Annotated in this window: 11 protein-coding genes; 4 read left to right on the top strand and 7 right to left on the bottom strand. The window is 66.5% G+C overall.

The annotated features are described in order from the left end of the window. Positions 1-258: 258 nt before the first annotated feature. From KW835_RS23470 to KW835_RS23440, 7 genes are all read right to left on the bottom strand, one after another. A complete protein-coding gene (locus tag KW835_RS23470; protein WP_218386877.1) occupies positions 259-1,569 on the bottom strand; it encodes a DUF3422 family protein in 1,311 nt (436 codons plus the stop codon). Positions 1,570-1,687: 118 nt separating this feature from the next. Further along, positions 1,688-3,199: a tripartite tricarboxylate transporter permease gene (locus tag KW835_RS23465; RefSeq protein ID WP_218386875.1), complete on the bottom strand. Its 1,512-nt coding sequence runs from the start codon at positions 3,197-3,199 to the stop codon at positions 1,688-1,690. 15 nt (positions 3,200-3,214) lie between these two features. Next, a complete protein-coding gene (locus tag KW835_RS23460; RefSeq protein ID WP_218386874.1) occupies positions 3,215-3,703 on the bottom strand; it encodes a tripartite tricarboxylate transporter TctB family protein in 489 nt (162 codons plus the stop codon). 145 nt (positions 3,704-3,848) lie between these two features. Continuing rightward, the gene (locus tag KW835_RS23455; RefSeq protein ID WP_218386872.1) at positions 3,849-5,645 is read right to left on the bottom strand and encodes a GspE/PulE family protein; all 1,797 of its coding nucleotides are present in this window, start codon (positions 5,643-5,645) and stop codon (positions 3,849-3,851) included. Positions 5,646-5,738: 93 nt separating this feature from the next. Then, a complete protein-coding gene (locus KW835_RS23450; RefSeq protein WP_218386870.1) occupies positions 5,739-6,503 on the bottom strand; it encodes a spermidine synthase in 765 nt (254 codons plus the stop codon). 17 nt (positions 6,504-6,520) lie between these two features. Further along, positions 6,521-7,093, bottom strand: a complete 573-nt coding sequence (locus tag KW835_RS23445; RefSeq protein WP_218386869.1) for a DNA-deoxyinosine glycosylase — start codon at positions 7,091-7,093, stop codon at positions 6,521-6,523. Positions 7,094-7,221: 128 nt separating this feature from the next. Then, on the bottom strand, positions 7,222-8,046 hold the full coding sequence (locus KW835_RS23440; protein ID WP_218386867.1) for a TatD family hydrolase: 825 nt from the start codon (positions 8,044-8,046) through the stop codon (positions 7,222-7,224). 139 nt (positions 8,047-8,185) lie between these two features. On the opposite strand from KW835_RS23440, the gene KW835_RS23435 reads away from it, so the two are divergent. The 4 genes from KW835_RS23435 (at position 8,186) to KW835_RS23420 (ending at position 12,373) form a co-directional block, all read left to right on the top strand. Further along, on the top strand, positions 8,186-9,148 hold the full coding sequence (locus tag KW835_RS23435) for a S1C family serine protease (RefSeq protein ID WP_218386865.1): 963 nt from the start codon (positions 8,186-8,188) through the stop codon (positions 9,146-9,148). Positions 9,149-9,217: 69 nt separating this feature from the next. After that, positions 9,218-10,237, top strand: coding sequence for a MoxR family ATPase (locus KW835_RS23430; protein WP_218386863.1), 1,020 nt, complete (start codon positions 9,218-9,220; stop codon positions 10,235-10,237). Positions 10,238-10,246: 9 nt separating this feature from the next. Further along, positions 10,247-11,284: a DUF58 domain-containing protein gene (locus tag KW835_RS23425; RefSeq protein ID WP_218386862.1), complete on the top strand. Its 1,038-nt coding sequence runs from the start codon at positions 10,247-10,249 to the stop codon at positions 11,282-11,284. Between the two features lie 45 nt (positions 11,285-11,329). Next, a complete protein-coding gene (locus KW835_RS23420; protein ID WP_218386860.1) occupies positions 11,330-12,373 on the top strand; it encodes a VWA domain-containing protein in 1,044 nt (347 codons plus the stop codon).

Raw genomic sequence — 12,373 nt, 5'->3', positions numbered from 1 at the left:
CCAGATCACCTCAGCAGGGCTAGTGGTAAGTGGGTATGCGTCTCAACAATTCTTTTAACGCCGACACGCTTCGTGGGCGGCAGTAACTCCAACTTTGAACGTCCGCTTCTCCTTGCTGCAACCGACCGCTCCTGGCCGATCGCTGTCACGCGAAATCCTGTGTAGGTACACGAGTTCAAGGCAATTCAACGCGCCACCGTTGCGGATGGTGCCGCCCGGTTCATGGCAGCACGGATCGCCACGCCACCCCAACGGCCATCAAGCCCCCGACTCCCCGTGCTTCTTGAAGATGCGGTGATGCAGCCGCCGCAGTGACCACCACACCGCCAACGCCACCAGCGGTATCGCAATCGCCGCCGTGGTCTCGGCGGACAGGGGCCATCCCAGCTTCTGTGCGCCCTTGGCCAGGTAGCTCACCAGCCCGACGATGTAGTACGTGATGGCGGCCACCGACAGCCCCTCCACCGTGGACTGCATCTTGAGCTGCAGGTCCTGCCGGTGGTTCATGGTGGTCAGCAGCGCCTGGCTGCTTTGCTGCTGCTCGATCTCCACGCGGGTGCGCAGCAGATTGCTCATGCGCGATACGCGTTGCGAGAGGGCGTCCTGCCGGCGCGCTGCCCATTCGCAGGTGCTGCGGGCAGGCGTAAGGCGCCGGTCCATGAACTCGCGGATGGTCTGCATGCCCGCGAGGCGCGACTCTGCGATGTCCTGAATGCGGCGGTCCAGCAGTTCGAAGTACGCACTGCTCGCCGAAAACCGCGAATGTGTGGCGGCGTACTGGCTCTCCACCTGCCCGGCCAGGCGGGTGAGTCGGTCGAGCAGCACGGGCTCCGCATCGCGGTTGGCGGTGCGGATGGCGTTGGCCAGTTCGGCCAGTTCGCGCTCGGCAAAGGCCAGCACGCTGGCAGCTTCGCGGGCTGCGGGCAGGCCCAGCAGCGCGGCCATGCGGTAGGTCTCGATCTCCAGCAGGCGCTGCACCAGGCGCCCCAGGCGGCGCGGCGTCATGCCGCCCGCCAGCAGCACCATCCGCGAGAACCCGTCGGCATGGATGGCGAAGTCGGTGTACACCTCGCCGTGCCCATCTGCCACGGTGGAGGCCACCAGCGTGTCTTCATGCAGCACATGCTTGACGAGCGAGCCCGAGCCGAAGGCATGGGTGGGCAACACCCACAGGTTCAGGCTGCACAGGCACTGCCCCGGCAGCTCCGCAAGCCAGTCCTGCGGGACCGCATCCGCAGCGCTGGCAGGCTCCCGTTCGCCGAAAGCATCGATGGGCGTCGGCACGGTGAAGGTCCAGGAAACGAACTCGGTGTGCATCTCCCAGCGCAGGCGGTACGCACCCAGGTCGATGCGCAGGTGGGTCGTGTGCTCGCCGGGCGGCGCGAGGTGGTGGTCACGCAGCAATGCCGCCACGTGGGCCCGGCTGGCCTCGCGGCCCGCGGCGTCGGCCAGCATCACGATGTGGGCAATGGCCAGCGGGGCCGTCATGGACTCCGGCGGTCGGGCGTGGATCTCGTTGTGCAGCAACGCGCGGTGGGGGTGCTGTGTGGTGTGCAGTGGTGTGGGCATGCGGACCTCTGCACGCATTGTGCTGGCCGGCAGCGCTACCCCTCGCGCCTGCTCGCCAAAAAACAACGGCACCCGAAGGTGCCGTTGCGATGGGATCCACGAGCGCAGAAACGGGGGGTCAGTCCTCCACGAACGCTTCTTCGCGCTTGTTCTTCACGGCTGGCAGCAGCACGATGATGAGCAGCAGGGCCGCGGCAGCCAGCAGGCCGGCGGACAGCGGACGCGTGACGAACACGCTCCAGTCGCCACGCGACAGCAGCAGCGCACGGCGCAGGTTTTCTTCCATCATCGGGCCCAGGATGAAACCGAGCAGCAGTGGAGCGGGCTCAGTACCCAGCTTGTGGAAGATGTAGCCCACCAGGCCAAAGATACCGACCATCCAGATGTCGAAGGTGTTGTTGTTGGTCGAGTACACGCCCACCGCGCAGAAGAGCACGATGGAAGGGTACAACCAGCGGTAAGGCACGGTCAGCAGCTTGATCCAGATGCCGATCAGCGGCAGGTTCAGGATCACCAGCATGGCATTGCCGATCCACATCGAAGCGATCAGGCCCCAGAAAAGTTCGGGGTTGCTGGTCATCACCTGGGGACCAGGCTGGATGTTGTGGATGGTCATTGCGCCCACCATCAGCGCCATCACGGCGTTGGGAGGGATACCGAGGGTCAGCAGCGGGATGAAGGAGGTCTGCGAACCTGCGTTGTTGGCCGACTCGGGAGCCGCGACACCACGGATGTTGCCCTGGCCGAACGGCACTTCACCGGGCTTGAGCTTGGTCTTCTTCTCGACCGTGTAGGCAGCGAAGGCCGCCAGCAGCGCACCGCCACCGGGCAGGATACCGAGGGCTGCGCCCAGAGCAGTACCGCGCAGCACGGCTGGCAGCATGCGCTTGAAGTCTTCTTTGGTCGGGAAGAGGCCCTGCACCTTGGCCGTGAAAACTTCACGGTCATCGTCGGGGCGGGCAAGGTTCGAGATGATTTCGCCGTAACCGAACACGCCCATGGCGATGGTCACGAAGCCGATACCGTCGGTGAGTTCAGGGATGTCGAAGCTGAAGCGGGCCACGCCCGAATTCACGTCGGTACCCACAAGGCCCATCAACAGGCCCAGCACAATCATGCCAACAGCCTTCAGCAGGGAGCCCGAGGCCAACACCACGGCGCCGATCAGGCCCAGCACCATCAGCGAGAAGTACTCGGCAGGGCCGAACTTGAAGGCCACTTCCGTCAGCGGCGGTGCGAAGGCCGCCAGGATCAGCGTGCCTACGCAACCGGCGAAGAACGAACCGAGCCCCGCCGCCGCCAGCGCCGGCCCTGCCCGACCTTTTCGGGCCATCTGATAGCCGTCGATCACGGTCACCACTGAAGACGATTCGCCCGGCAGGTTCACCAGGATGGCGGTGGTGGAGCCGCCGTATTGCGCTCCGTAATAGATACCGGCCAGCATGATCAGCGCCGCCACGGGGGGCAGTGCGTACGTTGCGGGCAGCAGCATGGCGATGGTGGCCACAGGGCCGATGCCGGGCAACACGCCGATCAGCGTGCCCAAGAGGCAGCCGACGAAACAGTAGATCAGGTTCTGGAACGTGAAGGCCACGCCAAAACCAAGGGAGAGGTTGTTAATCAGATCCATGGTCGGTGCTCCTGCTCAACCCGTGATGAAACTTGGCCACACAGGGAACTGCAGCTTGAGCGCCCAGACGAATGCCACATAGCTGCCGATGGCAAGCACGGTGGCCAGCACGAACACCGCCTTGGCGTTGAATTCATTTCCAGCCAGGCTGGAGATGAAGGTCAGTGCATAGATGCCCACGATGAGGCCCATAGCTGGAATGCCCAGGCTGGGCAAGCCACCAAGCAGGATGCCGAACGCGAAGTTGGCAGCGAGGATGAAGAACAGCGGCTTCCAGGCCCACTTGCCGATCTTGTCGCCGTCCTGCGTCTCCACCGTGGTGGCCTTGAAGGTGATGGCGGACCCGATGAGGGCCAGGAGGATCCCCAGCAGCAGGGGGAAATATCCCGGGCCCATGCGTGCGCCGTTGCCAACGTTGTACGTGGTGGCTCCCCACGCAAACGCCACGCCGACACCCATGAACATGAGGCCGGCAAAGAAGTCTTTTTGACTCTTGATTTTCACATTTGTCTCCTAGGCGGAAATCTTGACTGCGCGATTGTGAGACCAAGCGCGGCCCGCGCGGATGTGGATTCCACCTACATCCCGTAACGCGTTGCAGCGCGATCACTCTCCGCAGCCAGGGCAGTCGCCCAGGAGACTCGGACGCTTACTCCAGGGGGGGAGTGGCGGTGAGCACCTCCTCCAGTGTGGTCAGACCCTCGGCCACACGCAATGCGCCAGCCAGGCGCAGCGGGCGCATGCCGTCCTGCACCGCCTGGCGCCGCAGCATGTCGATCGACGGCGCCTGGTTGATCTTCTCCTTGAGCGCCTCGCTCACCGTCAGCAGTTCGTACAGTCCCATCCGGCCCCGAAACCCGCTCATGCGGCAGTCCACGCAACCCACGGGCTTGTAAGGCTGGTAGCCCCCGCTGAGCTTCCACGGCTTGACTGCGGCCATGAGGACTTCGCGGTCCGACGTGTCGTCCTTTTGCTTGCACTGTTTGCACAGCGTGCGCACCAGGCGCTGGGCCAGCACTCCCAGGATGGTGGCATTGAGCAGGTACGCCGGCACCCCCAGTTCCATCAGCCGTGTAATGGCCGAAGGCGCATCGTTGGTGTGCAGTGTCGAGAACACCAGGTGCCCGGTGAGCGCCGCCTGCACAGCCATTTCCGCGGTTTCCAGGTCGCGGATTTCACCGACCATGATGATGTCCGGGTCCTGGCGCATCAAGGCCCGCAGGCCTTCGGCGAAGTTGAAATCGAGCTGCGGCTGCACCTGCGTCTGGTTGAAGCTGGGCTCGATCATCTCGATCGGGTCTTCCACGGTGCTGACGTTGACCTCTTCGGTCGCCACGCGTTTGAGCGTGGAATACAACGTGGTGGTCTTGCCCGAGCCCGTGGGCCCCGTGACCAGGATGATGCCGTGCGGCCGCTTGACCAGGTCTTCCCACCGATGGGCATCGTGCGGGGCGAAGCCCAGGGCATCGAGGTCCTTGACCGCGTTGTCGGGGTCGAAGATCCGCATCACCATCTTCTCGCCAAAGGCCGTGGGCAGCGTGGACAAACGCATTTCCACCTCGTCGCCACGCTGGTTGCGGGTCTTGATGCGGCCGTCCTGGGGCCTGCGCTTTTCCACCACGTCGATGCGGCCCAGCAGCTTGATGCGCGAGATCATGGCGTTGTGCACGCCCATGGGCATCTGGTAGACGGGGTGCAGCACGCCGTCGATGCGAAAGCGGATCACGCCCTGCTCGCGGCGCGGCTCCAGGTGGATGTCGCTGGCGCGCTGGTCGAAAGCGTACTGCCAAAGCCAGTCCACCACCTTGACCACGCCCTGGTCGTTGGCGTCCAGTTGCTTGTTGCTCTTGCCCAGCTCAACCAGTTGCTCGAAGCTGCTGCCGCCCGTGTTGCCCCCCGCCTTCTGCGCTGCGCGCACCGATTTGGCGAGCGCGAAGAACTCGGCAGTAAAGCGATGGATGTCGGCAGGGTTGGCCACGACCCGGCGCACGGACCGCCGCGACTGGCGCTCCACCTCGGCCACCCAGTCGTCGATGAACGGCTCGGCCGTCGCCACCACCACCTCCTTGGCCGTGACCTGCACCGGCAGCACCTTGTGCCGCTCGGCGTAGGTCGCGCTCATGGTGTCGGCCACGCGGCCCACGTCCACCTTGAGCGGGTCGATTCGCAGGTAGGCCAGCCCGGCCCGGCGGGCCAGGTACTCGGACAGCGCCTCGATGTCCAGCGGTTTGCCGTCCGAGGCGCGCTCCATGGCAACGTTGGCCAGCCGCACCAGAGCGTGCTGCGAGCTTTCGGCCTGGGAGCATCGCGCCACGGTGCGCTGCGCCTCTTCGCGCGTGATGATCTGATCCTCGCTCAACCATTTGACGACGCGCCGCCAGTCCACGGGGCCGGCGTAAGAGGCCTTCGCGGGTCGCTCTGTGGAGACTTCTTCAACCTTCGTCATGGAGATCCTCTTTCGTGTGTCTGTCTACACGGCATCCGCCGTATGCCCCCGGACTTTGCGGGCTCTGCATGCTCTCTGTCCACCAAGCTGCCGTCACCCTGCCACGGGCTTGAAAGCCCTCAGCCATTTCCCGGTGGGCAGATCCCAGCGCGCCTGGATGACCTCGGCGCGCGCGGCCAGATCGGTGCGTTTGGGGCGCGTGGGGTTGCGCTGGGCCAGCACCACGGTATTGCCCTCGCGCGTGGGCTTGAAAGACCACAGCGCCTCTTCACCAAACGCCTGCGCCATGCTCTTGAGACTGCGGTCATAGCTCGACGCGCGGCCGAACAGGTTGACGGTCATGCTACCGGTCTCGGTCAGCAGCGCGCGGCAGTCGCCATAGAAGTCGGGGCTGTCCAGCACCGGCGCCGCAGCGTCGTGATCGTACAGGTCCACAGCCAGCGCATCCACCGTGCCCAGCCACATGGGGTTCTGGATTTCCTTGGCTGCATCGGCCAGCACCACGCGCAGCTTGGGGCCGTCGGGCGGCAGCTTGAACCATTGCCGGCACACCGCCAGCACCTGGGGGTTGAGTTCGATGGCGGTGGTGCAGATCCGAAGTTTCTTGTGGCAGAACTTGGTGATGGCGCCGGCCCCCAGGCCCAGCTGCATGGCATGGCCCTTGGAGACCTGCGCGGGTTCTGCAAACAGCAGCCACGCCATCATGCGCTGCACATATTCCAGCTCCAGCGCGAAGGGCTCGTCCACGCGCATGGAGCCCTGGATCCATGGCGTGCCCAGGTGCAGGTGCCGCACCTCGCCGTCATCGGAGACGCTGACTTCGGGCAGCTCGGGGGTCGTGTTCTTTTTTCGGGTCATTCAAGGCAATCAGGCAATCAAAGCAGCCCGTGGGCGGCCATCAGTCCGCTCCACGCTGCCAACTTGCGGTCAAAGCTCCAGGAGGCATTGGCAGGGCTGGTCGAAGGCAGCCGCACCGCTTCGATCCGGGTCGGGTGGGCGGATCCCAGGCTGGCAAGCGCCGCAGGGGCGTGGCGAAAGCTCTCGGCGCCGTTATGGGCCAGCGCAGCCAGCCGGGGACAATGCCCGTGCAGGAGCGCGAAGTCGTTGACGCGGGCGTTGCGGATGGCGGCGTCCAGGCTGCCCTCGCGCTCGCAGCTCTCGTAGACGTCCCACAAGCCCAAGCCGCGTGCCAGCAGCCATTCGCAGCGCCGCGCATAGTGGTCGCCCGCCCCTGCCGGGGGCAGCGGATGCTGTGGCCAGAGCGCCTGCAGGATCTTCCAGAAGTGGTTTTGCGGGTGGGCGTAGTACTGCTGCGCCCGCAAGGATGCAGCGCCCGGAAAGCTGCCCAACACCAGCACCACGGTGCCAGCGGACGCCACCGGAGGCAGGCCCTGCCAGCGGGTGGCGGCGGGCAGCGGCGCGGAGGCAGACGCGATGACTTCAGGCATGGGCCCATTCTGGCCCGATTCCACACCGTGCCCCAGTCGTGTTTACAAAAAAAGATAGCTGCAACCCTGCGCCCACACTGCACGAACCTACCAAATTGCGCCTCATTTCAGGTCTACAGAGGCGCTGTTCATGGCACCAACCCCGCCAGTCCGGGCAGCGCCGCTTTGGAATTGCGGGTGGTGGCTTGTGCCAGCGATTGCGCCGTGCAGCCTCTCAGTTGCGCCACCACTTCGCCGATGCGTGGCAGCTCCCCGGGCGCGTTGCGCCCCTGTGGCTGGCCTTCGGCGCGCTGCGCCGCGGTGGTGTAGATCCAGTGCGGCTGGATGTCGGGGGCATCGGTTTCCATCACCAGCACGTCTTCGGGCAGCTGTGCAGCCAGGCGGCGCAGCTGCAGGGCCCGGTCGTAGGTGGCAGCGCCTCCGAAACCCAGCTTGAAACCCATGGCGACAAATGCCTGCGCCTGCTGCAGGCTGCCATTGAAGGCGTGGGCGATGCCGCCCTGCACCGGAAGCTCGCGCAGTCCCTTTAGCAATTTGTCCGCCGAGCGGCGCACATGCAGGATCACCGGCAGGTCGAAACGGCGCGCCAGCTGCAGCTGCGCCCGGTAAAAGCGCTCCTGGCGCGCCGGGTCCAGCCCGCTCACGAAGTAGTCCAGGCCGATCTCGCCGACGGCGACCAGGCGCGGGTCCGCCCGGTGCTGCACAAGCTCATCCGCCAGGCGGTCCAGGTCGCCATCCTCAGCGCGGCCGGTGTACAGGGGGTGGATGCCCAGCGCATAGCTATCCCCGTGTCGGTGGGCCAGCTCCCGCGCGGTGCTCCAGTTGCTTCGCTCCACCGCCGGTATCACGCAGTGCGCCACGCCCCGGGCACGGGCATCCTGGCGCACAGCATCGCGGTCGGGGTCGAATTCCGGGGCGTCCAGGTGGCAATGGGTGTCGATCCAGACAGTCATCCGGCCATGATGCCCCAGAACCGCCTCCTCCCTCGCTGCCTGCAAGGGGTTTCACGAAACCTTGAATGTGCATCTGGCCGCGATACGTGCTAACGTGAAACCGTGCGCTTTTCCGCAGCGCAGTAGAAAAGGTGACAGGATGCCCCGGCCCGCCCTCTACAGCAGTTCCCGCCCGGCCCGCCGCCCTCTGGACGAGCCGTCTCAGCAGGCAGCTCCACCCGCTGATTCCGCCGCGCGGACGCCCGGAGCCGACGACAGCGCAGTGCCAGCGGCCATCGCGCCCTCCACGGCGGCGGCATCGACCCCCGTGGCACTGTCGCGGCGCCATCTGCACAGCCTGTGGGCCGTGATCATGCTGCTGTCCGCGCTGCTCGTGGCCAGCCTGTGGATGCACCAGCGCCCTGCTCCGCGCAAGGTCACGCAAGAGGACATCGACGCCGCCGTTCTGCGCACACTGGAAACCACCACCCCGCCGTCCGCTGCGGCACGTGCCGTGGAGGCCATCGCGCCTTCGGTGGTGCGCGTCGCGGGCTACAGCCGCAGCAAGAACGGAAAGGAAGAGGTCGAGCGCGGTGTCGGCACCGGCGTGGTGATCGTCGACAAGGGCGTCATACTGACCAATCTGCATGTCGTGGCGGGCGCCGACCGCATCACGGTGACCTTCCATGACGGCATGGAAACCACCGCCAGCATCACCGGAGCCCAGCCCGAGAACGACCTGGCGGTGCTGCAAGCGCACAAGGTGCCGGACGACCTCGAGGCTGCCCCCCTGCGCTCGACCCAGGACCTGCGCCCTGGTGACCACGTGGTGGCGGTGGGCTTCCCTTTCGGCATCGGGCCATCCGCATCGGCCGGCGTGGTGTCGGGCCTGAAGCGTGAATTCACCTCGCCCGAGGGCAAGCGCCAGTTGAGCAACCTGATCCAGTTCGACGCAGCCGCCAACCCAGGCAACTCGGGTGGGCCGCTGGTCACGCTCGACGGCGAGGTGGTGGGCATCGTCACGGCCATCCTGAACCCCACGCCGGCACGCACCTTCATCGGCATCGGCTTCGCGGTCCCCATCGAAAACGCCGCCGCCGCCGTGGGCATGCCCCCGTTCTGACCAACATCGGGCTTCACCACCGTTTCTCACCCCCCTCTTTCTGCCCCCTCGAAGACATCAAGGAGCACCATGGAAACCACCCCGTCGCCCTCCGCCGCGATCAGCGCATCCACCGCCACCTTGATGGAGCAGGTGCTCTATGAAGTCAAGCGCGTGGTTGTCGGCCAGGACCGCTTTCTCGAACGCGTGATGGTCGCCATGCTCGCGCAGGGCCACCTGCTGGTGGAAGGCGTGCCGGGCCTGGCCAAGACACTCACCGTGAAAACCCTGGCCAGCACCATCCAGGGCAGCTTCAAGCGGATCCAGTTCACTCCGGACCTGGTGCCCGCCGACCTGGTGGGCACGCGCATGTACAACCAGAAGACCGGTGAGTTCAGTACCGCGCTGGGCCCCGTCTTCACCCACCTGCTGCTGGCCGACGAGATCAACCGCGCCCCTGCCAAGGTGCAGAGCGCGCTGCTGGAGGTGATGCAGGAGCGCCAGGTCACGATTGCCGGCGAAACCCACAAGGTGCCCGAGCCCTTCCTGGTGATGGCCACGCAGAACCCCATCGAGACCGAAGGTACCTATGCGCTGCCTGAAGCGCAGGTCGACCGCTTCATGATGAAAGTGCTGCTGGGCTACCCCACCGAAGAGGAAGAATTCGTCATCGCCCAGCGCGCGCTCGACCTGCCCGTGCAGGTACTGCCGGTGGCCACCACCGCCCAGCTGGCGGCGTTGCAGGCCGAATGCCGCACCGTGTACGTGGACCCGTCCATGCTGCAGTATGCGGTGAAGCTGGTGGCCGCCACCCGAACACCCGCGCGCCATGGCCTCAAAGACCTGGCCGGCTACATCAGCTGCGGCGCCAGCCCCCGCGCCACCATTGCGTTGGCAGAGGGCGCCCAGGCCCTGGCCATGCTGCGCGGGCGCAACTACGTGCTGCCAGAGGACATGACGGACCTGGCTGCCGACGTGCTGCGCCACCGCGTCGCGCTGTCTTACGAGGCCTTGTCCGAGGGCCTGGACGCCGACGCGCTCATCCAGCGCATCATGGCCAAGATTCCCGCGCCCGCACGGCCCTTGCACCACGAACAAAAAGCAGCCTGAGCCCGCGCCATGAGCAAGAAGCCGCAGGATCCCCCTTCGTCAGCCACGGTCCATACCCTGCCCCATTTGCCAGGGCAGGCCGACCGCCTGCTGCGCGAGCTGGAGTGGAAGGTCATCCGCCGGCTCGACGGCCTGCTGCAAGGCGACTACCGCACGCTGATGCGCGGCAGCGGCCTGGACCTGGCCGACCTGCGCGAGTACCAGCCGCACGACGATGTGCGCCATATCGACTGGAACGTGACCGCCCGCCTGAACCTGCCGCACGTGCGCGTGTTCACCGAAGACCGCGAGATGACCGCCTGGTTCCTGCTGGACCTGAGCCCCTCCATCAGCTTCGGCCCCGAAGGCCACTCCAAGCGGGACATCCTCACCGGCTTCGTGGCCGTGCTGTCGCGCCTGCTCACGCGCCACGGCAATCGCGTGGGGGCCATGCTGTACGGCGGCGCCAGCGGCCAGGCCGAACGCGCGGTGGATGCCGTGCTGCCGCCGCGCAGCAGCCGCGCGCATGTGCTGCACCTGGTGCACCGCCTGCTCATGCCCGACGCCACGGCGCAGCGCGGCTCCCGGGCCGGCGGCGCCGCCACCGAACTGCACCGGCTGCTGCGGACCGGCCTGGCCAACCTGCGCCGCCGCTCCACCGTGTTTGTCGTGTCTGACTTCATCAGCGCACCCGGCTGGGAAAAGCCCCTGGCCCAGCTCGCGCAGCGGCACGACGTGGTGGCCGTGCGCCTGCTGGACCCGCTGGAGCTGGAGCTGCCCGATGTGGGCCTGGTCACCCTGCGCGACGCCGAGAGCGGCGAGCAGCTGCAGGTGGACACGCACGACGCCGCCTTCCGCCGCCGTTTCGCGCGCCTGGCGGCCGAAAGGGAGGCCGCACTGCGCGAAGGCCTGGCGCGCGCGGGAGCCGACACACTGGAGCTGTGCACCGACGATGACCTGGTCGATGCGCTGCTGCGCTTCATGGACATGCGCCAGCGCCGCGTGCGGGCGCCGCGCAACCCGGCGTTTTCACCGCAGGCCGGGACGGCGCTGCCCACGGCCGCCTGACCCCACCATTTCCATCATTCAGACAAGCCACCAAGGACCCGCACCATGGTTTTTCTCTGGCCCACCCTGCTCTGGCTGCTGCTGGTTGCGCCCCTGCTGGTGCTGCTTTACTGGTGGCTTCTGCACCGGCGCAAGAAGACCGCGCTGAACTATTCCAGCCTGTCGCTGGTGCGCGAGGCCCTGGGCCCCGGCCAGCGGCTGCGCCGCCACATTCCGCCCGCCCTCTTCCTGCTGGCGCTGATCGCCCTGCTGCTGGCGGCCGCGCGGCCATTGGCCGTCATCACCCTGCCCTCGCAGGACCAGACCATCATGCTGGCGATGGATGTCTCGGGCAGCATGCGTGCCACCGATGTCGAGCCCGACCGCATCACCGCCGCCCAGAACGCCGCCAAGGCCTTCATCGCCGAGCTGCCCCGCCACGTGCGCGTGGGCATCGTGGCGTTTGCCGGCAGCGCCCAGTTGGCCCAGTTGCCCACGCAAAGCCGCGAAGACCTGGTCAAGGCCATCGACAGCTTCCAGCTGCAGCGCGGCACAGCCACGGGCAACGGGATCATGCTGTCGCTGGCCACGCTGTTCCCCGATGCGGGCATCGACATCTCCGCCCTGGGCGGCCGCCAGGCCATGCGCCCCAAGCCCATTGACGAGATCGGCAAGCAGGACCCGGCCAAGCCCTTCACCCCCGTGGCACCGGGCTCGTACAACTCGGCCGCCATCATCATGCTGACCGACGGCCAGCGCACCACCGGCGTGGACCCGCTCGAAGCCGCCAAATGGGCGGCCGACCGCGGCGTGCGGGTCTACACGGTGGGCGTGGGCACGGTGCAGGGCGAGACCATCGGCTTTGAAGGCTGGTCCATGCGCGTGCGGCTGGACGAGGAAACCCTGAAGGCCGTGGCCACGCGGACCAATGCCGAGTACTTTCATGCAGCCACAGCGGCCGACTTGAAGAAGGTGTACGAGACCTTGAGCTCGCGCCTGACGGTGGAGAAGAAGGAGACGGAGGTGTCCTCGCTTCTGGCGCTGTTGGGCGCCGTGCTCGCCTTGCTGGCGGCAAGCCTGTCGGTGTGGTGGTACGGGCGGATCCTGTGA

It is taken from the genome of Acidovorax sp. sic0104, from assembly GCF_019219095.1.
Taxonomy (GTDB): domain Bacteria; phylum Pseudomonadota; class Gammaproteobacteria; order Burkholderiales; family Burkholderiaceae_C; genus Acidovorax.
This window is presented reverse-complemented; position numbering and strand designations above follow the sequence as displayed.